19 protein-coding genes, 2 pseudogenes and 1 riboswitch are annotated in these 21,687 nt (G+C 72.5%); of the genes and pseudogenes, 11 read left to right on the forward strand and 10 right to left on the reverse strand.

The window, feature by feature from the left end; genetic code table 11:
• Positions 1–39: 39 nt before the first annotated feature.
• Positions 40–546 (forward strand): Lrp/AsnC family transcriptional regulator, encoded by a 507-nt coding sequence (locus ACLQ26_RS31515; protein WP_425748006.1) that lies wholly within the window; start codon positions 40–42, stop codon positions 544–546.
• A 75-nt stretch (positions 547–621) separates the two neighbouring features.
• Positions 622–2,781: an acyltransferase family protein gene (locus ACLQ26_RS31520; RefSeq protein ID WP_425748008.1), complete on the forward strand. Its 2,160-nt coding sequence runs from the start codon at positions 622–624 to the stop codon at positions 2,779–2,781.
• 21 nt (positions 2,782–2,802) lie between these two features.
• Here ACLQ26_RS31520 and ACLQ26_RS31525 read toward each other — a convergent pair whose 3' ends face one another.
• Positions 2,803–3,774, reverse strand: coding sequence for a DNA polymerase domain-containing protein (locus ACLQ26_RS31525; RefSeq protein WP_425748009.1), 972 nt, complete (start codon positions 3,772–3,774; stop codon positions 2,803–2,805).
• A 123-nt stretch (positions 3,775–3,897) separates the two neighbouring features.
• Between ACLQ26_RS31525 and ACLQ26_RS31530 the strand changes: the two genes are divergently transcribed.
• From ACLQ26_RS31530 to ACLQ26_RS31540, 3 genes are all read left to right on the forward strand, one after another.
• Positions 3,898–4,629: a histidine phosphatase family protein gene (locus tag ACLQ26_RS31530; protein ID WP_363688086.1), complete on the forward strand. Its 732-nt coding sequence runs from the start codon at positions 3,898–3,900 to the stop codon at positions 4,627–4,629.
• Complete coding sequence (locus ACLQ26_RS31535) at positions 4,613–5,482, forward strand: NAD(P)H-hydrate dehydratase (RefSeq protein WP_425748010.1); 870 nt, start codon at positions 4,613–4,615, stop codon at positions 5,480–5,482. The genes ACLQ26_RS31530 and ACLQ26_RS31535 overlap by 17 nt, the downstream gene beginning before the upstream one ends.
• Before the next feature lie 74 nt (positions 5,483–5,556).
• Entirely contained in the window at positions 5,557–5,682 is a 126-nt protein-coding gene (locus ACLQ26_RS31540; protein WP_425748011.1) for a hypothetical protein, read from the forward strand.
• A 79-nt stretch (positions 5,683–5,761) separates the two neighbouring features.
• Here ACLQ26_RS31540 and ACLQ26_RS31545 read toward each other — a convergent pair whose 3' ends face one another.
• On the reverse strand, positions 5,762–6,379 hold the full coding sequence (locus ACLQ26_RS31545) for a Type 1 glutamine amidotransferase-like domain-containing protein (RefSeq protein ID WP_425748012.1): 618 nt from the start codon (positions 6,377–6,379) through the stop codon (positions 5,762–5,764).
• A gap of 161 nt (positions 6,380–6,540) precedes the next feature.
• Here ACLQ26_RS31545 and ACLQ26_RS31550 point away from each other — a divergent pair.
• Positions 6,541–6,996, forward strand: a pseudogene (locus tag ACLQ26_RS31550) (hemerythrin domain-containing protein); the annotation flags it as partial.
• A gap of 61 nt (positions 6,997–7,057) precedes the next feature.
• On the opposite strand, the gene ACLQ26_RS31555 reads toward ACLQ26_RS31550, so the two are convergent.
• The gene (locus tag ACLQ26_RS31555) at positions 7,058–7,864 is read right to left on the reverse strand and encodes an SDR family NAD(P)-dependent oxidoreductase (protein ID WP_425748013.1); all 807 of its coding nucleotides are present in this window, start codon (positions 7,862–7,864) and stop codon (positions 7,058–7,060) included.
• A gap of 128 nt (positions 7,865–7,992) precedes the next feature.
• Positions 7,993–8,082, forward strand: a riboswitch (ZMP/ZTP riboswitch).
• Positions 8,083–8,101: 19 nt separating this feature from the next.
• On the opposite strand from ACLQ26_RS31555, the gene ACLQ26_RS31560 reads away from it, so the two are divergent.
• Positions 8,102–9,538: a glycine hydroxymethyltransferase gene (locus tag ACLQ26_RS31560; RefSeq protein ID WP_425748014.1), complete on the forward strand. Its 1,437-nt coding sequence runs from the start codon at positions 8,102–8,104 to the stop codon at positions 9,536–9,538.
• Positions 9,539–9,659: 121 nt separating this feature from the next.
• On the opposite strand, the gene ACLQ26_RS31565 is transcribed toward ACLQ26_RS31560, so the two are convergent.
• The 6 genes and pseudogenes from ACLQ26_RS31565 to ACLQ26_RS31590 form a co-directional block, all read right to left on the reverse strand.
• Positions 9,660–9,920, reverse strand: a complete 261-nt coding sequence (locus ACLQ26_RS31565; protein ID WP_007460594.1) for a hypothetical protein — start codon at positions 9,918–9,920, stop codon at positions 9,660–9,662.
• Complete coding sequence (locus tag ACLQ26_RS31570) at positions 9,920–11,248, reverse strand: PLP-dependent aminotransferase family protein (protein ID WP_425748015.1); 1,329 nt, start codon at positions 11,246–11,248, stop codon at positions 9,920–9,922. The genes ACLQ26_RS31565 and ACLQ26_RS31570 overlap by 1 nt, the downstream gene beginning before the upstream one ends.
• A 3-nt stretch (positions 11,249–11,251) precedes the next feature.
• Entirely contained in the window at positions 11,252–12,352 is a 1,101-nt protein-coding gene (locus tag ACLQ26_RS31575; RefSeq protein ID WP_425748027.1) for an alpha-hydroxy acid oxidase, read from the reverse strand.
• A gap of 118 nt (positions 12,353–12,470) precedes the next feature.
• Positions 12,471–13,391 (reverse strand): annotated as a pseudogene (locus tag ACLQ26_RS31580) (alpha/beta hydrolase); the annotation flags it as partial.
• 9 nt (positions 13,392–13,400) lie between these two features.
• A complete protein-coding gene (locus ACLQ26_RS31585) occupies positions 13,401–14,612 on the reverse strand; it encodes a cytochrome P450 (RefSeq protein WP_425748016.1) in 1,212 nt (403 codons plus the stop codon).
• A gap of 67 nt (positions 14,613–14,679) precedes the next feature.
• Positions 14,680–15,984: an SGNH/GDSL hydrolase family protein gene (locus tag ACLQ26_RS31590; protein WP_425748017.1), complete on the reverse strand. Its 1,305-nt coding sequence runs from the start codon at positions 15,982–15,984 to the stop codon at positions 14,680–14,682.
• A gap of 262 nt (positions 15,985–16,246) precedes the next feature.
• Here ACLQ26_RS31590 and ACLQ26_RS31595 point away from each other — a divergent pair, with 262 nt between their 5' ends.
• The 3 genes from ACLQ26_RS31595 to ACLQ26_RS31605 are packed head-to-tail and all read left to right on the forward strand — an operon-like array spanning position 16,247 to position 19,999.
• On the forward strand, positions 16,247–17,809 hold the full coding sequence (locus tag ACLQ26_RS31595; RefSeq protein ID WP_425748018.1) for an AMP-binding protein: 1,563 nt from the start codon (positions 16,247–16,249) through the stop codon (positions 17,807–17,809).
• Positions 17,806–19,053, forward strand: coding sequence for an MFS transporter (locus tag ACLQ26_RS31600; RefSeq protein WP_425748019.1), 1,248 nt, complete (start codon positions 17,806–17,808; stop codon positions 19,051–19,053). Before ACLQ26_RS31595 ends, ACLQ26_RS31600 begins: the two co-directional genes overlap by 4 nt.
• A 22-nt stretch (positions 19,054–19,075) precedes the next feature.
• Positions 19,076–19,999 (forward strand): aminoglycoside phosphotransferase family protein, encoded by a 924-nt coding sequence (locus ACLQ26_RS31605; protein ID WP_425748020.1) that lies wholly within the window; start codon positions 19,076–19,078, stop codon positions 19,997–19,999.
• A gap of 83 nt (positions 20,000–20,082) precedes the next feature.
• On the opposite strand, the gene ACLQ26_RS31610 is transcribed toward ACLQ26_RS31605, so the two are convergent.
• Positions 20,083–20,658 carry a hypothetical protein gene (locus tag ACLQ26_RS31610; RefSeq protein ID WP_425748022.1) on the reverse strand — a complete coding sequence of 192 codons (576 nt, stop codon included), beginning with the start codon at positions 20,656–20,658 and terminating at the stop codon, positions 20,083–20,085.
• A 210-nt stretch (positions 20,659–20,868) separates the two neighbouring features.
• Here ACLQ26_RS31610 and ACLQ26_RS31615 point away from each other — a divergent pair, with 210 nt between their 5' ends.
• Entirely contained in the window at positions 20,869–21,597 is a 729-nt protein-coding gene (locus ACLQ26_RS31615) for an SGNH/GDSL hydrolase family protein (protein ID WP_425748023.1), read from the forward strand.
• Positions 21,598–21,687 lie beyond the last annotated feature (90 nt).

Consider the following 21,687-nt stretch of genomic DNA (forward strand, 5'->3'; position numbering starts at 1 on the left):
CGCAGAAGGTGGGACGTCTGGCATGCGGGAGGCACGTAGGTGAGCCAGGAGACCGGAGACGCAGCGGGCGGGCCAACCGGATCGGGACGATCGGCCCGAGTTCTGGACGAGGTCGACAGGCGGATCCTGGACGAGCTGGTCCGCGACGGGCGGACGTCGGTCCGCACCCTGGCCGAGCGGATCCACATCTCGCGCACCAACGCGTACGCCCGGGTGGAGCGCCTGCTGCGCGACGGCGTGATCACGGGCTTCCGGGCGCAGGTGGCGCCCGAGGCTGCCGGGTTGGGCACGTCGGCGTACATGGCGTTGACGATCGAGCAGAACACCTGGCGGGAGGTGTCGGCCGAGCTGGCCCGGGTGCGCTACGTCGAGCACGTCGCGCTCCTCAGCGGCGAGCACGACGTGCTGGCCCTGGTCCGGGCTCCGGACAACGCCGCCCTGCGGGACGTGGTGCTGGATCGGGTGCAGCGCATCGCCGGAGTCCTGTCGACGCGGTCGTGGTTGGTCTTCGAGGAGTTCGACGGGAGACAGAGCCCGTGGCAGTAGCGCCATAACACGAACCAGATGACAAATACCCTGATCGGCCGGTTTAGGGAATAAATCCCCCGTACGCTCCGCGACGTGGCTATCGCAAACGAGTTGTGGACACAGGCCAGGGTCGTCGCCACCCCGCCGCCACCGCCCGCGCCGACATCGACGCCCGCCGGCCCGCGCTCCTTCCGCGGGGACATCGAGGGCATGCGGGCGGTGGCCGTACTGCTGGTGCTCCTCGGCCACGCCGGAGTGCCGCACCTGCCCGCCGGCTTCGTCGGCGTGGACGTGTTCTTCGTGATCTCCGGCTTCCTCATCACCGGCCTGCTGCTCGACGAACTCGACAACCGTGGGCGCCTCTCACTCGCCACCTTCTACGCCCGGCGGGCGAAGCGCCTCCTACCCGCCGCCGCGACGGTGCTCGTCGCCACGCTGGTGCTCACCTACTTCTTCCTTCCTCGCGGCCGCTGGTCCACGACGGCCTGGGACGTCATCGCCAGCGCCTGCTACGCCATGAACTGGCGCATGGCCGGGCAGTCCGTCGACTACGTCGCCGCCAACAGCGCCCCGAGCATCGCGCAGCACTTCTGGTCCCTCGCCGTCGAGGAGCAGTTCTATCTCGTCTGGCCCCTGCTGCTGCTCGCCCTCGGCTGGTTCGCCCGCCGTCGGGGACGCGGGCACCGCGGCCTCTACCTGCTCGGACTCGCCCTGATCGCGGTCCCGTCGTTCGCCTGGGCGCTGTACGCCTCACCGACCGACCCGTCGGCGTACTACGTCACCACCACCCGGATGTGGGAGCTGGCGCTCGGCGGCGCCGTCGCCGTCACGGCGACGCGGTTGAGCCGATCTCCGCGCCTGGTGGCCGTACTCCTCGCCTGGGCCGGGCTGCTCGCCGTCGGCGCGTCGGCCGTGCTGATCGGCTCGACGGCCGGCTTCCCCGGGTACGCCGCGCTCGGCCCCACAGTCGGTACCGCCGCCGTTCTCGCGTTCGGACCGGCGGCCGGCCGCGCCGGGCCCGCCCTCCTGCTCGGCAGACAACCCCTGCGCTACGTCGGCGGGATCTCCTACTCGCTCTACCTGTGGCACTGGCCGGTGCTGATCGCCGCGCAGGCGCAGTTCGGCGACCTCGGCGTCGGCGCCGCGCTCGCTGTCGTCGCGGTCTCGGCGGTACCCGCCGCGCTGACGTACCACCTCGTCGAGAATCCGGTACGCCGGTCCCGGACCCTCACCGACCAGCCGGCCGTCGCCCTGCGCGTCGGCGCCGTGTGCACCGGCGCGGCCGCGCTGGCCGGCCTGGCGTTCCAACTGGCCATTCCCTCGACGGACAACCCGACCCCCGCCTCGTCGGTCATCATGGGCCAGGTGCCCGGCGCCAGCACGCAGGCGGCCCCACCGGCGGCGCCCGGCGCCGCGGCTCTCGGCTCCTCGCCCCGCACCAGCCCGGCCGGACTACCAGTCGACCGGGTCGACTCGATCACCCCCAACCCGGTGACGGCGGCGCGCGACGCACCGTCGTTCCTGACGACGAAGAGTTGCCACGTGTCGGTGGAATCCTCGACGCCCGAGGTGTGCGTCTACGGCAACCAGAACGCGGCGACCACGATCGCGCTCGTCGGCGACTCGCACGCCGACCACTGGGTTCCGGCCATGCGGCGCGCAGCGGAGACGAACGGCTGGCGCCTCGCCACCTACACCAAGTCCGGCTGCCCGTTCCTCACGGCGGAGATCACCCAGAACGACAGGCCCTACACCTCCTGCACCGAGTGGAACCGGAAGGTACGGGAGGGGCTGCTCGGCGGGAACCGGCCCGACCTCCTGGTCGTCACCAACGCCGAGTATCCGGTCGACGGCGAGCCGGGGCGGTCCGCGATGGCCCGCGAGATGAGAAAGACGTGGAGCGGCATGGTCGGGGAGAAGATTCCGGTGGTGGTGCTGCGGGACACGCCGCTGCACCTCACCGACATCGCCGAGTGCGTGTCCAAGAACCCGAAACGCCTGACGAAGTGCGCCACTCCCCGGCAGGAGGCCCTCGGCCGTGGAGGCGGTCCCGCTCAGGAGGAGGCCGCCGACGGCCTCGACGGCGTCCGTCTGGTCGACCTGAACGACTGGATCTGCCCCGCGGACCGCTGCGCCCCCGTCATCGGAGGCGTCCTCGTCTGGCGCGACGCGCACCACCTGACCGCGACCTACTCGGCGTCCCTCGCACCTCGGGTGGGCGCCGCGCTCAAGCCGGTGATCGCCGGGCTGTGACAGCTACGTCCGGCGGGAGGCTCACCGCTCGGGCGGGGCCTCCAGGCCCTCCCGGTCGGCCAGCTCCAGCAGGGGCTCCAGCGAGTGCCGGTCACCGTCGAGGCCGGCGTGCGGGTCGCCACGCTCGGCGAACCGGGCCGGCACGGTGAGCACGTCGAAGTCCTCCGGTCGGGCGTCGTCCAGCTCGGCCCAGTCCAAGGGGGCCGACACGAGCGCCCGGGGGGTCGGCCGAATCGAGTACGCCGAGGCCATCGTGTGGTCGCGCGACATCTGGTTGTAGTCGACGAAGACCGGCCGGTCCCGCTGCTCCCGCCACCACGTCGTGGTCACCAGCTCCGGCAGCCGGCGCTGCATTTCCCGACCCAGCGCGAGCACCGCCCGGCGACACTCGCCGAAGCTCCACCTCGGCTCGATCGACAGATAGACGTGCAGGCCCCTGCCGCCGGTGGTCTTCGGATAGGCGGTCATGCCCAGCTCGGCGAGGAACGCCCGCACCTCCCGGGCCACCGGCACCACCTGCTCGAAGCCGACGCCGGGCATCGGATCGAGGTCGATGCGCAGCTGGTCGGGGCGTTCCACGTCGGCGGCCGACACCGGCCACGGGTGGAAACGCAGGGTGCCCAGGTTGGCCGCCCAGATCACCACTGCCAGCTCGCTCGGCGCGACCTCGTCGGCGGTCCGGCCGCTGGGGAAGGTGATGTGCGCCGTCCGCACCCAGTCGGGCGCGCCCGCCGGCAGCCGCTTCTGATAGAACGCGTCGCCGCGGTTGGTCTGCCGGGTCGCGATCGTCGCGCCCTCGAAGACGCCGCGCGGCCAGCGTTCCAGCATGGTCGGCCGGTCCCGCAGCGCGCGCAGGATGCCGTCGCCGACAGCCAGGAAGTAGCGGACCACGTCCAGCTTGGTCAGCCCGCGCTCCGGGAAGTACGGCTTGTCGGGGCTGGAGACGCGGACCAGCCGCTCCCCCACCCGGATCTCCTCCGCCGCCGTGGCCACGCCCCAGAGGGTACGGCGTGGGACGCCGGCCCGGGGGCGACCGGCCGGACCAGCCTGGCGCGCTGCCGCCCCCAGCCGACCAAGGCGCGGTTACGCGGTGCGGCGCCCGGGTAGGGGGTCGGCATGGCGGAACTGTCGACGCTCTGGATCATCCGGCACGGGGAGAGCACCGCGAACGTGGCGGCCACCCGGGCCGAGGCTGACGGCGCGGAGCTGATCGGGCTCAGCCACCGCGACGCCGACGTGCCGCTCTCCCCCACCGGCGAGGAGCAGGCTCGGGCGACCGGCCGCTGGCTCGCCGGGCTACCCGAGGACCGGCGCCCGGACGTGGCGGTGGTCTCGCCGTACCTGCGGGCGGTGTCCACGGCCGAGCTGGCGCTGCACGGCACCGGGGTGCCGGTGAGCCGGGACGAGCGGCTGCGCGACCGGGAGTTGGGCATCCTCGACGGCCTCACCGGGCACGGGGTGCGCCGACGGTTTCCGGACGAGGCCGAGCGCCGCGACCGGCTGGGCAAGTTCTACTACCGGCCGCCCGGCGGTGAGGCCTGGACCGACGTGGCGCTGCGACTGCGAACGCTGCTCGGTGACCTGCGCCGCGACCACGAGGGCCAGCGGGTGCTGCTCTTCGGCCACGACGCGCTGGTCTTCCTGCTGCGTTACCTGGTGGAGGGGCTGACCGAGCCGGAGCTGATGGCGCTGACCCGCGAACACGTGATCGCCAACTGCTCGATCACCGACTGGACCGCCGACGACGACGGCCGGCTGACGCTTGGTGGATTCAACGAGATCGGCCACCTGCACCGGCAGGGCGCCGAGCCGACCAGGGAGGACGAGATCCATGCCGAACCGGTCTGAGGTTCAGGTGATCACGCCGGGGCTGTTGCGGGACTGGGCGCTGCCGGTGCCGGCCGGCGGCAAGGAGAGCCGGGGCACCGTGCTCGTGATCGGCGGGTCCCGCTTCACCCCCGGGGCGGTCCTGCTCGCCGGGGTGGCCGCGCTGCGCGCCGGCGCCGGGGTGCTCCAGCTCGCCGCCGCCGAGTCCACCGCGGCCACGCTGAGCATCCAGGTGCCCGAGGCGCTTGTGGTCGGGCTGCCGGAGACCTCCGACGGCGCGGTCGCCGCCGATCGGGACGGCCAGCTCGGCGAGCTGGTCGGCGCCGCTGACGTGGTGGCGCTGGGCCCCGGCCTGAAGGGCATCGACGAGACGGGCCGGCTGCTGGATCTCGTCCTGGAGGCGGCGGGGCAACACACCCCGCTGGTCCTCGACGCGTACGCCCTGGGCGCGCTCAGCCACGAGCCGAAGCTGTTGGTCGGCTCGGGCCGCCCGGTGGTGCTCACCCCGAACGTCACCGAGGCCGGGCACCTGCTCGGCCGGGATCCGGGTGACGACCTGGGCGCCGAGGCCGCCGAGCTGGCCGACCGGTACGAGGCCGTCGTCTCGCTCTACGGCCACGTGGCCGCCCCGGACGGGCGCGGCTGGCGGGAGGAGAGCGGGGACGCGGGGCTCGGCACGTCCGGCAGCGGAGACGTGCTCGCCGGCCTGCTGGCCGGGCTGCTCTCCCGGGGCGCCGACCCGGCGCAGGCCGCCTGCTGGGGGGCGTTCGCACACTCGGTGAGCGGCCAGCGGCTGATCCCCCGCTATGGCCGGATCGGTTTCCTGGCCCGGGAACTGCTCGACGAGATCCCGCGCACCCTGGCGACGGTCTGAGGCGGTTTCACCTGTTTCCCCGTTCGGCGTGGGGGTACCGGAACCCCACCAGCCGAGACTTTTCAGGGGGGGTCATGCCGGTGTCGACCGATGCCATCGTCCTGCTCAAAGAGGACCACAAGGAGATGCGCCGTCTGTTCAAGGCCTTCCAGGATGCCGAGGAGGGGCCGGCGTCGCATCCGGCTCAAGGTTGCGGATGATCACGGCGGTGACCAGCGGCTCGCAAGGTAGGTCCGGACGATTCCGAACTAAGGCGTCCGGAACTACCTTGCGGATGCGCTATACAGGCAGCAGTCGTGTCTGGTTCTCGGTGACGAGTAGCACCTCACCGTCGCGCAGCGCCCAGTGTGGCCTCCTTGCGCTGGTGTACGCGGCCGACACGGCGTCACAGGCGGCGGTCTCCGGATGGCCGGGGGAACGCACATGCGGCACGAACGGGCGGTCAAGCAGGCCAAGCCCGGTCATGATCGGTTCGGCGACGGCGGCGGGGTTGTCGACGAGTTCCAGACCGTTCAGGTCAGGGGCCAGGACGCAGGCACCGGCGCTGTAGCCGCCGTAGACGACCGCGCCGCGACGTAGCAGATCGAGCAGCACAATGTCGGCGCCCGTGTCGGCCAGGACCCGGCGCAGCACGAAAACGTTGCCGCCACGGACCCACACGATGTCGTAGGTGGCGAGGCTGGACACCATGGCGGGCTCACGCAAGTCGATCAGCGTGACGTCGAGGCCAACCGCTTCGAGATCGTCAAGGTCGCGCCGCAGGCCGGTCTCACGCGTCTCAGTGGGAAGCCCGTCGAGGGCGTTCGGGATCAAGGCGGTGCGCCGGCCGTTGCCAGCTAGGGCGACAAGCTGGTCAGGATGCGCTCCGGTACGGAACGACGACAGGTACAGGCGCATCGAAGCAGTATGGCGCTACGCGCCCGGAGTGGGAATTCGTCCGTTGCGAGCTGGCGCCGGCGCTCCAGAGGAGTACCCCGGATAACTCGGCATCGCGCCACCAACCCGGCATGTAAGGGTGACTCGCAAGATTTTCCGGACGGCTCGCAAGATCACTCGCAGGCCTTTCCCGGACACTCGCAGGATTCGCGCGGACGCGACAGCCGGCGAGCAAGCGGCAGAAGCTGGTGAACCAGATCCTGGAGGCCCTCACGGTCCACACCTACCTGGAGAACGAGGTGATGTACCCGGAGGTCCGCCGGCTCCTGCCCGACCTGGAGGACGACATCCTCGAGTCGTACGAGGAACACCACGTCGCGGACGTGCTCTGCCTCGAACTGGCCGCCATGGACGCCGACGACGAGCGCTTCAACGCCAAGACGACAGTGCTGATCGAGAACGTCACCCACCACGTCGAGGAGGAAGAGGAGGAGTGGTTCCCGAAGGTCCGCGAGGCGTTGGGACGTAAGCAGCTCCAGGAGATCGGCGAGAAGATGATCGCGCTGCGCGCGGACGCGCCGCGTACCCCCACCCAGCCGAAGGCGATCAAGAAGGCACGCGACGCGGTGACGGCCTGAGCCCACCACCGCCTGACGAGGGGCCCGGCGCGATGCCGGGCCCCTCGTCGCGTACCGCGGATCAGTCGCCCGAGCCCGGCTCGGCCATCCGACGGTGCTGCTCGGCCTTGAGCTTGTCCGGGATGATCTTCCCGGCGGCCGTCTGCACCTTGTTCACCAGCGAGCCGGCGGTGACGGTCTGGTCACCCTTCATCAGCGCGGCGAAGCCCTGCGCGGCGACCTCGGCCGGGTCGTCCTTCTTCCCGGAGCCCACCCGGGTGTCCTGCATCTCGGCCCGCTCGAAGAACGCGGTGTCGGTCGGGCCGGGCATCAGCGCGGTCACCGTGACGCCGGTGTCCTTCAGTTCGTTGCGTAGCGCCTCGGCGAAGGACTGCACGAACGACTTCGACGCGTTGTAGACCGCCTGGAACGGTCCCGGCATGGTGGAGGCGATCGACGAGGTGAACAGCACCCGGCCCGCGCCCCGCTCGACCATGCCGGGCAGCAGTCGCTTGGCCAGGTGCACGGTCGACCGCACGTTGAGATCGACGATCTCCAACTCGTCGCGCAGGTTGGTGCCGCCGACGAACGCGCCGCCGGCTCCCCGACCGGCGTTGAGCGCCAGCGCGTCCAGGGGACGTCCGGTCCTGGCGACCGCGCTCACCAGCTCCTCGACGCCCTGCTCGGTGGACAGGTCGACGCGGACCGGCTGGATCTGGGCACCGCCGTCGCGGCGCATCTTGTCGGCGGCCGCGGCGATGCCGTCGTCCTCGGCGGCGACGACCAGGTCGAAGCCGTGCTCGGCGAACTGCACGGCCAACTCGTAGCCGATTCCGCTGGACGCACCGGTGACAAGTGCGAGCGGACGGCCGGTGGTCGGTGTGGTCATGGTTGTCGACTCCTCTCCTACGGGTGCGGCAGACCTCTCTGAAGTGCCCTCCCACGGGCGGTCCAACCACCTCGGCGTGTCACGTCGGTAGGTCGGCCGGGTCCGCCCCGGCCGACCCCGGTAGGATCGGCGCGGGCCGTTACTGGCGCGTGGGGATGGATAACCATCGGGGAGCGGCCCCGTCACACGGACGTTTGCCGAGCGCCTGGGCCTTCCCGCACGTCTGTTGGAGGTCGCATGTCGCACAACGCCGAATCCACCGCATTCCGGAGCGCCCTCGAGGTGATCCGGGCTGTCGAGCCGCGGGTGGCCGACGCCATCGGCGCCGAGCTGACCGACCAGCGGGAGTCGCTCAAGCTCATCGCCAGCGAGAACTACGCCTCCCCGGCGACCCTGCTGGCCATGGGCAACTGGTTCAGCGACAAGTACGCCGAGGGCACGGTGGGGCGTCGCTTCTACGCCGGCTGCCAGAACGTCGACACCGTCGAGGCCCTCGCCGCCGAGCACGCCCGTGAGCTGTTCGGCGCGGCGCACGCGTACGTGCAGCCGCACTCGGGTATCGACGCCAACCTGGTCGCCTTCTGGGCGGTGCTCGCCGACCGGGTGGAGTCCCCCGCGCTGAAGAAGGCCCAGGTCCGCCAGGTCAACGACCTCAGCGAGGCCGACTGGTTCGCGCTGCGCCGCGAGCTGGGCAACCAGCGGATGCTCGGCATGTCGCTGGACGCCGGTGGTCACCTCACGCACGGTTTCCGGCCGAACATCTCCGGCAAGATGTTCGACCAGCGCAGCTACGGCACCGACCCGGCGACCGGCCTGATCGACTACGACCGGGTGGCCGAGGCGGCCCGCGAGTTCAAGCCTCTGATCCTGGTCGGCGGCTACTCGGCGTACCCCCGGAAGGTGAACTTCCGGATCCTGCGGGAGATCGCCGACTCGGTCGGGGCCACCTTCATGGTCGACATGGCGCACTTCGCCGGCCTGGTGGCCGGCAAGGTCTTCACCGGCGACTTCGATCCGGTGCCGCACGCGCACATCGTCACCACCACCACCCACAAGTCGCTGCGCGGCCCGCGCGGCGGCATGGTGCTCTGCCAGCCGGAGCTGGCCGACCAGGTGGACCGGGGCTGCCCGATGGTGCTCGGTGGTCCGCTGCCGCACGTGATGGCCGCCAAGGCGGTCGCCCTCGCGGAGGCCCGCCGCCCCGACTTCGCCGACTACGCCCAGCGGATCGTCGACAACGCGCAGGCCCTCGCGGAGGGGCTGCTGCGCCGCGGCGCGAAGCTGGTCACCGGCGGCACCGACAACCACCTGGTGCTTATCGACGTGTCCGGCTACGGGCTCACCGGCCGGCAGGCCGAGCAGGCCCTGCTGGACTCGGGCATCGTCACCAACCGCAACTCGGTCCCGCAGGACCCGAACGGCGCCTGGTACACGTCGGGCATCCGGATCGGCACGCCGGCACTGACCACCCGGGGGCTGGGCACCGCCGAGATGGACCAGACCGCGGAGCTGATCCACACCGTGCTGACCCAGACCACCGCCGGCGCCAACGCCGACGGCACCCCGTCCAAGGCGAAGTACACGCTCGACGCCGACCTGGCCGACAAGATCGCCCGCCAGGCCACCGACCTGCTGGCCCCGTACCCGCTCTACCCGGCCATCGACCTGGCCTGACTGTCGCGCCGGCCGAGCGGTCGGCGGCACTCGCCCCAACGAGCGGTATACCGCGGCGTCATAACTATGACTCCGCGGTATACCGCTCACCGTTGTGACCGCCCCGGCGGGCGGCCGGGGGTCAGTTCAGGGGACGCTTGAGGTGATAGCGGTGGACCTCGGTGCTGCCCTGCACGTTGTTCACGTCCTCGGCGGCCGAGACCAGCTCCCAGCCCTCCCGGCCGGCCCGGTTGAGGTGCGCGATGGCCGTGTCGCCGTAGGCGGTGATGTCCTTACGCGATCCGTCCGGCCCGTACCAGACGAACGAGACTGTGAAATTGCGGCCCTGTCCCTGATAGCGGCGGACGAGCAAGGCGTACTCCCAGGCAACCATGCGGCCCATTATGACCGTCCACGCAGGAGCTCGTCGGTGATGAGGGCGGCGAGCCGGTCCAACCCCGTGTCGATCTGCTCGGGTGTCACCGCGCTCACCGACAACCGCAGCGCGCACACCGGCGCCGTGTCGTCGTAGAAGTGCGCCATGGGCGTCCAGAGCACGCCGTAGTCCCGCGCCGAGCGGTCGAGCAGCGCGTCGTCGACAGCGAACGGCACGGTCACCACCACGAAGAACCCCCCGGCCGGCACCGTCCACCGCACCGCCGCCGGCCGGCCGGGCGAATCCGGGAAACGCCGGGCCAGCCCGGCGACGAGATGACGCAGATTGCGGGCGTACGCGGCCCGCTCCCGGGTGTTCGCGGGCACCAGGCTGCACCCGTGCTCCAGCAGCCGCCCGCCGATCACCGCCTGGGCGATAGGCGAGGTGTTCACCGTGACCATGCTCTTGATCATGGCGAGCTGGTCGGCGAGCGGGCCGACCCGACCGTCCGGCCCGGCCACCCGCTGGTCGGCGATCACGTAACCGACCCGCGCGCCGGGCAGCACGGTCTTGGCGAACGAACCGAGGTAGACCACCCGACGGTCGGTGTCCAGCGCCTTGAGGGTGGGCGGACGCGGCCCGTCCTCGACGGGAAACAGCCCGTACGGATTGTCCTCCAACAGCAGCAGGTCCTCCTCGGCGGCCAGCGCCAACAGCCGCCGTCGGTCGGCGACGTCGATGCTGACCCCGGACGGGTTGGCGAAGTCGGGCAGCACGTAGCAGGCGCGCGGCCGGCGGCCCTCCGCCCGGGCCCGGCGTACCTGTGCCCGCAGGTCATCCAGGTCCACCCCGGACGGCCCACCCGCGACCGGCCACACCGGCAGGTCCACCAGCCGGGCCGCCCCGGTCAGCCCGACGTAGGTCGGGGCGACCGCCAGCAGCACGTCCGCCGGACTGGCCCGCAACGCCCGCAGCACCAGGAACATCGCCTCCTGGCAGCCGACGGTCACCACGACGGTCTCCGGGTCGACGGTGATCCCCTCGTCGACAGCGAGGTTGCGGGCGACGAGGTGGTGCACGATGCCCTTGGTCCGGCCGTACTGCAGCAGCAGCCGTCGGGCCTGCTCGGGCGTGTGACCCCGCTCGTCGACGAGGTGCCTGTGGAACGTGTCCAGGTGCCGGTGCACCGCCGCGACGTCGAAGAACTCCTCGTACGGGCGTCCGGCCGCGAGCGACACCGCCGCCGGATAGCGTTCGGACACCTCGTTGAGGAAGTTCATCGAGGTCAGCGCCGGGTCACCAAGCGCGGGGTGCAGGTCGGCGACGCTCAGGTCGGCAGGCTCGGTCGCGGCCACCGCTCAGCCCACCCCGAGCGTCCGCAGCTCGGCCGCCCCCGCCGGGTCGGCGCAACCGGCCAGGGTCAGGGCGTCGCGCACCTCGGCGGCGAGCACCGCCAACGCGTCCTGCGCGCCGCGCCGCCCGCCGACGGCCAGCGCCCAGAGCAGCGGACGACCCACCAGGACACCCGCCGCGCCCAACGCCAGCGCCCGCAGCACGTCGGTGCCCCCACGGATGCCGCTGTCCAGCAGCACCTGAGCGCCGTCGCCGACGGCGTCGACGACCTCCGGCAGCATGGTGACGCTCGCCGGCGCCCCGTCCAACTGCCGGCCGCCGTGGTTGGACACCACCACCGCGTCCGCCCCGATCCGTACCGCCTCGATCGCGTCGCGGGGATCCAGCAGCCCCTTGACGACGAGCGGCAGGTCGACGTGCTCCCGCAACCAGGCCAGGTCCGCCCAGCGCAGGGCCGACTCGAACGACGCCTCGGTGTGCGCGGCGATCCCGGACACGCCGGGGGCGCCGGTGTGCGCCAACGCGTCCCGGCCGTGCGGCAGGTTCGCGGCGACCACGTCGGCCGGGAGGCGGAACGCGTTGCGCAGGTCACGCGGGCGTCGACCGAGCACCGGAACGTCCACGGTGACCACCAGCGCGTGGCAGCCCGCCGCGACGACCCGGTTCAGCAGGTCGCGGACCAGCGCCCGCTCGCGCAGCCAGTAGAGCTGGAACCAGACCTCCGCGCCGGCCCCGGTGATCTCTTCGATCGGCGTACTGCTCAACGTGCTCGCCACATACGGCACGCCGGCCGCGCCGGCCGCCGCCGCGAGGCCCACTTCCCCGTCCGGGTGTACGAGCCGCTGGTACGCCATGGGGGCCACCCCGACGGGCATCGCGTACGGCCGGCCGAGCAGTCGGGCGCCGAGATCCACGTCGTGCCCCCCGCGCAGCACCCGGGGCAGCACGGCGACCCGGTCCAGCGCGGCCCGGTTGGCGGCCAGGGTCACCTCGGCCGCGCTGCCGCCGGCGACGTAGTCCCACACGTCCGGGGCCAGCACGGCCCGCGCCCGCTGCCCGTAGTCGGCGAACGTCACCGCAGGCGCCCCGGTCGGCAGGTCGGCCAGCACCGGCTCAGCCACCGCGCACCCCCGCGTCGGCCGGACCGACGTCGGCCGGACCAGCGACGGCCGGGCCGTTGTCCGCCTGGCCGGCGGCTGGTTCGTCGCGTTGCGGCGGGAGCCCGAAGCGTTCCCGCAGGAACGCCGCCGCGACCGCCTGCGCCCGCCTGCCGTCGGTGAACACGCCGGGCATGGCGAAGAACCCGTGGATCATCTGCGGATAGTGGTCGAGGCGGGTGGGCACACCGGCGTCGCGCAGCCGCTGCGCGTAGCGCTGCCCCTCGGCGCACAGCGGGTCCAACTCGGCGGTGACCACGAGCGCCGGAGGCAGGCCGGCCAGGTCGTCGGCGAGCAGTGGCGACGCCAGCGGGTCCCGAGAGTGCTCCGGGTCGGCCAGGTAGTGCGTGCGGTACCAGGCCACCGACCGGCGGTTGAACAGCGCCGGGTCGTCGTCGACCGGGCCGGACGGCTCGCCGCTGACGTCGGTGTTCGGATAGACCAGCAGCTGCGCCACGAGCGCGGGCCCGCCGGAGCGGCAGAGCAGGCTCACCGCCGCGGCGAGGTTCCCGCCCGCGCTGTCCCCGCCCACCGCCAGCCGGGTCGGGTCCACGCCGAACAGGTGGGCGTTCGCGGCGATCCACACGGTGGCGGCGTGGCAGTCGTGCACCGCCGCGGGGAAGGGGTGCTCCGGGGCCAGTCGGTAGCCGACGGTCACCACCTGGCATCCCACCGCGTTGGCCAGTCGTCGGCAGATGCCGTCGGCGGTGTCGATGCTGCCGAGCGTCCACCCGCCGCCGAAGAAGTACAGCAGGGTGGGCAGCGGCCCCGGCCCGGCCGGCCGGTACAGCCGGATCGGCAGGTCCCCGCCGGGGCCGGGGATGCGCTCGTCGCGTACCTCGGCGACCTGCTCGACCGCGCCGCCGCCGGCGCGGATCGCGGCCAGGTCCGCGGCGCGCGCCTCGGTGAGGGTCTGCGTGTACAGCGGCGGCGTGCCGGCCGCGGCGCGGGCGGCCCGGTAGGCCGCCACCTCCGGGTGCAGGGCCATGCGGGTCTCCTATCCGCCGGTGCTGACCAGCAGTTTGTCGATGCCGCGCAGGAAGAGACTGCCGCTGTACGTCGGGGACTCGGTGACCGCGAGCCGGGGGAACCGGGCGAACAGGCGGGGCAGCGCGAGGCGGCCCTCCAGCCGGGACACCGCCGCGCCGAGGCAGAAGTGCAGGCCCACCCCGAAGGCCAGCGACGGCGGCCCGGGGCGGGTGGGGTCGAAGGCGTCCGGATCGGGAAACCGCGCCGGGTCCCGGTTGGCGGCCCCGACGATGATGAGCACGTTGTCGTCGCGGGCGACAGGCACGCCGGCCAGTACGGTGTCCTCCGGCGCCGCCCGGGCGAGGAAGTGCACAGGGCTCTGCAGGCGCAGCACCTCGTCGACGCAGCCCCGGGCGAGGTCGTCGTCGGTGGGCAGCGCGGTGACCGCCCCCGGGTGGTCCAGCAGCAGGGGCAGGCCGTTGCTGAACATGTAGACGGTGGTGACGAAGCTGGCGTTGAACAGGACGATCAGGTTGCTGATCAGCTCCTCCTCGGTCAGCTCCACCTCGCCCGAGCCGACCGCCTCCACCAGGCCGCTGATCAGATCCTCGCCGGGCGTGCGGCGGCGGTGGGCCAGCAACTCCCGGTAGAACGCCCGCAGCTCCTGCGCCGCGGTGTTCGCGGCGGCCAGCCGCTGCGGGGTCTTCCCGGCCACGTCGAGGAACTCGTCGATGCGCTCCACCCGGTCCCGGTACCAGGGCAGCTCCGCCGCCGGGATGCCGATGAACTCCGCCATCACCAGGGCGGGAATGGGGTACGCGAAGTCGGCCACGAAGTCGACGACACCGTCACCGGCGTCGGCCATCCGGTCCAGCAGCTCGTCGACGACCCGCACGATCACCGGCTCCAACGCGCCGAGGCGGCGCGGGGTGAAGGTACGGGAGAACACGTGCCGCATCCGGGTGTGATCAGGCGGGTTGATGAACATCATCGAGGTCTGGAAGGTGCGCAGGATCTCGTGGTCCTCCCAGCCCGGCGGGGGCTGTTTGGTCCACTGCGGATCGCGCAGCAGCCCGTCGATCAGGTCGTAGCCGACAGCCACCGCCGACACCGTGCGGTGCTCGGCGCGCGGCGGCACGGCGCTGACCGGCCCCAGCCGGTGCAGTTCGGCGTACCACGGGTACGGATTCTGGCGGCCCTCTTCGCTGTACAGGCCGGTGAGCAGGTCCTGCGCCGTCACGACGTTCTCCTCCCCAGGATGTCGGCGCCCGGGGGCGGCGGGATCGGCCGCCGCCCCCGGGCCGGTGTCACAGGCCGAGCAACCGCAACGGCACGGCGTCGGCCATCGCCTGGTTGCCGGCGTCGTTCGGGTGGATGTGGTCCCCCGAGTCGTACGCGGGCAGCAACTGGCTGGGCCGGGCCGGGTCGCGCAGCACCCGGTCGAAGTCGAGCAGCCCGTCGAACTCCCGGCTGCCCCGCAGGTACGCGTTCACCGCCTGCCGGGTGGCCTCCTTCTCCGGCGTCCACACACCCGGGGCGCCGTGCCCCTCGTACGGGGTCAGCGTGGCCGCCAGGCTGGTCAGCCCGCGCTGCTGGAGCTGCTGGTTGATCTGCCGGAGGGTGGCGATGATCGCCTCCGGCGAGTCGTTGGACATCCAGATGTCGTTGATGCCCAGGTGCGTGACGACCGTGCGGACCCCGGTCTGGCCAAAGACGTCCTCGTTGAGGCGGGCCGCGGCGTTCGGGCCGAGCTGGAAGTAGCCGGGGTAGTCGCCCGCGCCCGGCTCGGTGCCCTCGTGGTTGAGGCGGTTACCGGCCAGGCTCAGGTTGAGCACACCGGGGGTGCGCCGGTCCGGCCGGTCGGCGAGCAGCCGGTCGGAGAGCAGGTCGGGCCAGCGCCGGTTGGCGTTGACAGTGCTGCCGTTGCCGTCGCCGATGGAGTCGCTGAGCACCACAAGCGCACCGGGGCTGGCCTTACGCTGCACGTCCACACCGGACAGGAAGAACCAGCAGCAGGCGGGTCGGATGGTGAACCCGGTGCCGTCGGCGGCCCCGGTCAGGTCACCGGCGCCGATGAAGTTGGTCTGCTGGGACTGCCCGTGGAAGGTGGTCGGCCCGGTCGGTGTCGGGAAGTGCAGGGTGACCACCAGGTCGGTGTCGTCCGCGACGGTGAAGGTCAGCGGGTCGCTGAGCAGCTCGGCGCCCCGGTTCATGGTGGCCGAGGCGGCGCCGGTGAACGTCAGCGCGCGCAGCGAGGCCGGGTCGATGTCGGAGACGTCGTCGACGGTAGCGGTGTTCGGCCGGGCCACGGTGGCACGACCCACCCGGACCGCCTGCTCGCCGTAGAGGTTGCTCAGCCGTACGCGCACCGCCGGGCCGCCCACCGAGACGTGCACGACCATCCGGACGCTCTGGTCGTTCAGGCCGGTGTTTGTCAACCCGACCGAGTTGCCCCGGGTCACCGCGGCGGCCCAACTGCCCGCCCACTCGCCCCGGTCCGGCCGGGCGGCGACGGTCGGGGATCCGCCGGCGCTGGCGACGACGGCGGGTGTGGCCGTGACCAGCAGCGCCGCGGTCGCGGCGACGACATGCCATCTCTTCGGGGTCGACATTGAACCTCCATCGTGTGGCAGCCCAGGGCCGTCCGCTGACAGCTTCCGCCTGGACGATGGTCCAGAAACCTAGCCGCCGCCGATGACGGGCGTCAATCAACCTGATCGACGCGATCAAATGTCCACCGGGCCTGGCAGATCGCCCTTCTCACCCGGTCCCGCCCCGTCCTCGCCGGCCTAGGCTCGCAGGCGGCGGCGGTGCGGTCGTCTCGTCACCGGGAAGCGGCCCGGGGCCGCCGCTTTCTCGGATGGGGGCTGCCGAATGACTGACGGACCCGGGCACACGACGACGTACGTGGACAGGGCACTGGATCTCTTCGCCGACTTCGGCGACCGCGAGGCGCTCGTCGGTGGTGACCGCCGCATCACGTACACGGAGGCCGCCGCGCTGGTACGCGCGATGGCCGCGGCCCTGACCCGACACGGCGTACGGCCCGGCGCGGCGGTGCTGGTGACAGTGGCGAACGCGGTGGAGGGGCCGCTGCTCCAGCTCGCTCTGCACCTGCTCGGCTGCCGGACGATGTGGGTCGCCCCGGTCACCGCCCGCCGGGAGGTCGACGAGTTCATCCGGCTGGCCCGCCCCGACGCGCTTGTCTACGACGCCCGCGACCCGGCCAGCCTGGGGCCGGAACTGGCCGCCGCGCTGCCCGGCGTACCGGTGTGCTGCCTGGGCCCCGGCGGTGCCGGCCCGGACGTCACCGCCGCCGACACCGGGACGACTGAGCTGCCGGCATCCGTGCCGGCGCCGGAGTCGTTCCTCCAGACCAGCGGCACCACAGGCGCTCCCAAGCTGGTGCACCACACCGAGAGCTTCTACGCCCAGATCCTCACCCTCGCGGCCGATTTCCGGGCCGCCGGATTCCCGCTGCTGCGGCACCTGTCGCACTCACCGATGTGGCTGGCCAGCGGCCAGATCACCACCCTGTTCAACCTGTTCACCGGCGGGGTGCTGTTCCTGCGCGACGACTGGGACCCGGTGGCGTTCGTGGCCACCGTGCAGCGGGAACGGATCAACTCCACCTTCGTCACCCCGCCGATGCTCTACGAGCTGCTGGACCACCCGGCGCTGGTGGGCGCCGACTTCTCGGCCATGTTCATGTTCAACGTGGGTGCCGGGCCTGCCGCGCCCGCCCGGCTGCGCCAGGCCATCGCGCGGTTCGGCCCGGTGCTGCGCATCGTGTACGGCCTCAGCGAGGCCGTGGTCATCACCGCGCTGCCCGGGCTGACCGACGATCCGGAGCACCCGGAGCGGCTGCGCTCCTGCGGGCGGCCCTACGGCGACGTCCGCATCGAGATCCGCGACGACGACGGCACGGTGCTGCCGACGGGCCGCGACGGTGAGGTGTGGGTGCGGACCCGGCTCAGCTTCGCCGGCTACCACGGCCAGCCCGAGTTGACCGCGCAGACCCTCGTCGACGGCTGGGTGCGTACCCGCGACATCGGCCACCTCGACGACGACGGTTTCCTCTATCTGGTCGACCGGGCACACGACATGATCGTCACGACCCGGCGGAACTGGGCGATCTTCTGCCGGCCCATCGAGGACGTGCTGGCCGGGCACCCGCAGGTACGGGCCGCCGCCGTGATCGGCGTACCGGACGAGACGGTCGGCGAGGTGCCGTACGCGTACGTGGTGACCGGGCCGGGCGCGACGGTCACCGGGACGGAGCTGATCGACCTGGTGACCGCCGAGCTCAACGAGATGTGGGCACCGGCCGCTGTGGAGTTCGTCGACAGGTTGCCGGTGAACCGGTCGGTGAAGGTGGACAAGCGGGCGCTGCGCGAGCGGTACGCCGCACGCCGGGCGGCGGCGGTCGGGGCGTGACGCCCCGCCGGCAACTGGTGGTCCTGGTCGGCGCGGACCTGGTCTCCAACCTGGGCACCCGCATCTCGGTGGTGACCATCCCCTGGCTGGTGCTGGTCACCACCGGCAGCCCCACCAAGATGGGCCTCGTCGCGTTCGCCGAGACACTGCCGTACCTGCTGTCCAGTGCTCTGGGCACGCCCTGGGCGGACCGGATCGGCCTGCGCCGCACCTCCATCCTCTGCGACGCGGGCAGCGCGGTGGCCATGGTGGTCGTCGCGTTGACCCCGTGGCTGGGCTTCGCACCCCTGGTGGCGCTCGTCGCGGTGGCCGGTGGGCTGCGCGGCATCGGCGACCGGGTCAAGCACGTCATGTTCCGGCCGGTAGCCGAGGCCGCCGGGGTGCCACTGATTCGCCTGACCTCGGCGTACGACGGGTTGAGTCGGGTGGTGACACTGTTCGGCGCGGCCGTGGGCGGCCTGTTGATCGCCGCGTTCGGGGTGAGCGAAGCGATCCTCATCGACGCGGCCAGCTTCGCGATCTGCGCGCTGCTCATCGGTCTGCTGGTGCGGCCGCCGGCCGCCCCGGCGCAGCCCACCGCCCCGGTCGGCTACCTGCGCGCGCTGCGCGACGGGTTCGGCTACCTCGGTCGGGACCGGCCACTGCTGGGCATGCTCGTGGTCGTCTCGGCGCTGAACATGGTCGCCAACGCCAGCGTGGCCGTCTACATCCCGTTCTGGGTCGCCCGGGAACTGCACGGCCCGCGCGGGCTCGGTCTCGTGCTGGCGGCGTTCTCGGCGGGCGCGCTGCTGGGCAACGTGCTGTTCACCGCCCTCGGCACTCGGCTGCCCGGCCGACTGACGTTCCTGCTCGGGGCGACGGTCGCCGGCACGCCCCGGCTGGTCGCGCTCGCGATCAGCGACGAGTTGCCTGTCGTCCTCGTGGTGACGTTCCTTTCCGGCATCGGCATCGCGGCGGTCAACCCGCTGCTCGGGGTGGCGCTCTACGAACGGGTGCCGCCGGATCTGCAGACCCGGGTGCTCGGCATCGCCGGTTCGCTGGCCTTCGTGGGCCTGCCGGTCGGCGCGCTGCTCGGCGGCTGGTCGGTGGACGCGCTCGGGCTCACCCCGGCGCTGCTGGCCATGGCCGTGGCGTGCCTGCTCGTCACCGCGTTCCCACTGGTGGCCAGGACGTCCAACCCGAAGACGCCGGCACCATCGGCCCCCGTCGCCCGCCCGCCCCGCAAATCGGTTGCGGGCGGCTAGCGGAGCCCGCAGGCTCGGGCGGATGAGCACACAGCCCGTACCCGACGTGCCGCACACCGATGAGGCGACGGCCACTCGCATCGATGTCGGTCTGGTCCGTCGACTCGTCGCCGAGCAGTTCCCCCGGTGGGCCGAGCTGCCGGTGCGCCCGGTCGAGGTCGGCGGCTGGGACAACCGCACCTTCCACCTGGGCGAGGACATGACAGTGCGGCTGCCCAGCGGCGAGGGGTACGCGTCGCAGGTCGCCAAGGAGCAGCGCTGGCTGCCCTGGCTCGGCGCGCGGCTGCCGCTGGAGATCCCCGTTCCGCTGGCCCACGGTCGGCCCGGCGCGGACTATCCGTACCCGTGGTCGGTCTACGGCTGGATCGACGGCCGGACCGCCACCGCCGAGCGAATCGAGGACCTCACCCGGTTCGCGACCGACCTGGCCGCCTTCCTGCGCGCCCTGCGCGCCGTCGACGCCACCGACGGTCCGGTGGCCGGCCCGCACAGCGCCTGGCGCGGCGGCCCGCTGTCCACGTACGACCCGGAGACGCGGGCGGCGATCGAGGCGCACCGCGACCGGCTGCCCGTCGACGTGGTCACCGACATCTGGCAGGCCGCCCTCGACGCCACCTGGGACGGGCCGCCGGTCTGGTTCCACGGCGACGTCGCGGACGGCAACCTGCTGGTCCGCGACGGCCGGCTGGCCGCCGTCATCGACTTCGGCTGCTGCGGTGTCGGCGATCCCGCCTGCGACACCGTGATCGCCTGGACCCTGCTGCGCGGCGCCTCCCGGGCGGCGTTCCGCGACTCGCTCGACGTCGACGCGGCCACCTGGGCGCGCGCCCGCGGCTGGGCGCTGTGGAAGGCGCTCATCACTCTGGACGCCCCGGCGCCGGCCACGGCGGCCTGGGCCCGGCAGGTGCTCGACGAACTGCTCGCCGAACACGCCGTGTCCCACTGATCCGCCCCGCCGGGAGCGTCGGCCGCCGGGGCCGACCCGTCGGCGGCCGGCCCGGGCCGCGTCGGTCGCCGGGCCCGAACCCGTCAGGGGCCGGTTCGGGCCGGGGTGGCGTGTTCGGTCTTGCAGCTCGGGCAGCGCAGCTTCGCCCCGGCGGCGACCGGCACACGCAGCCGCTGCCCGCAGCCGCAGGTGAACAACTCCCGGGCCGCGCGCAGGTACTCGGCGCGGTCGCGGCGTGGCCAGCGGCCGTGGCAGCGGGCACACCACTTCGGCGGGTAGCTGTGATACCAGGCCAGCCCGAACGCTCCGGAGACCATCAGCGCGCCGGGGACCAGCAGGCCCAGTGGCGCGAGCAGGGCGGGCCACAGACCGCCGACGCCGTCGGACACCACCGCGCCGACCACTGCCAACACGACCACCGGCACACCGAGCAGTGTGAACCCGAAGCCCCATGCGAAGGCCAGCAGCGACAGCAGGAACACCACTCCCATGGCGCCGGGCGCCCACCGGCGGACGCCGTACCCGCCGCAGCGTGGACAGTTCGGCGAGGCCCGGTGGGGTACGGCCCGCAGCGCCTTCGGCGCGAGCCACTCGGTCAGTTTGCCGAGGATCGCCTCGACCAGCTTGCTCGCCAGGGCCTGTAGAAACGAGCTGAGCACCCGACTCCTCCCTCGGACCGACACGCCAACCCCGGGGAGGCTGGCCCACAGTCATCGTGGCCGGTCCGTGCCAGGGCGCCGCACCACCGCGCCGGCCCAGCGCATCGACGACGCCAATCCGACAGTGCCAACTGACAGCCTCGTTCGTCGTCCGGCGACACCAGCTGTCCGGGCCTGGCCGTGGGTGCGGCGGTCGGTTAGCGTGCCGGCATGCCATCGACGCTCGACGAATCGACGGATCCGTACTGCCTTCGTCCCGGCGAGGCCGCCGAGCTGCTGCGCGGGCACCCGTGGCGGCGGTTCGTGGCGATCGGCGACAGCGTCGTGGAGGGCATGTGCGAGCCGACCCCGGGCTACCCGGACGTGCAGTGGGTCGACCGGGTGGCCGCCGAGCTGAACGCCGCCCGCCCCGGGCTGGCGTACCGCAATCTGGGTCGGCGCGGGCTGCGCGCGCACCAGGTGCGGGCCGAGCAGCTCGACCCGGCGCTGGCCTTCGCGCCGGACCTCGCGCTCGTCGTCTGCGGCGGCAACGACGCCTTCCACCCGAAGTACGACGCGGACGTGGTGGACGCCGAGCTGACCGCGATGATCACCGCGCTGCGGGACGCCGGCGCGGACGTGATCACCGTAGGCATGTTCGACGTCTCGCACAGCCCGGCGGTGCCCGACGCGCTGCGGCCCGGCCTGGGCGAACGAATGCGCCGCCTGTCAACACACACGGCAAGGCTGGCCGAACGCCACCACACCATCCACGTGCACCTGACGGACCACCCGCTGACAGCAGACCCGACCCTCTACAGCACCGACGGCCGCCACGGCAGCGCCCGCAGCGACGCCATAGCGACAACCGAAACCCTCCGCACCCTCTCGAACCACCTCCACCCCTCTGCACCTCCCCCACCTCCACCCCTCTGCACCTCCCCCGCCCAACCCCGTTGATCATGAAGTTATCGCCACGACACGCCGGGTGGTTTCTAGGCTTCAGTGCAACTGATCTTGGTTGTGGTGGAGGTGCTGGTGGCGAGGCCT

The sequence above is a fragment of the Micromonospora sp. DT43 genome (genome assembly GCF_049841645.1).
Lineage (GTDB): Bacteria > Actinomycetota > Actinomycetes > Mycobacteriales > Micromonosporaceae > Micromonospora.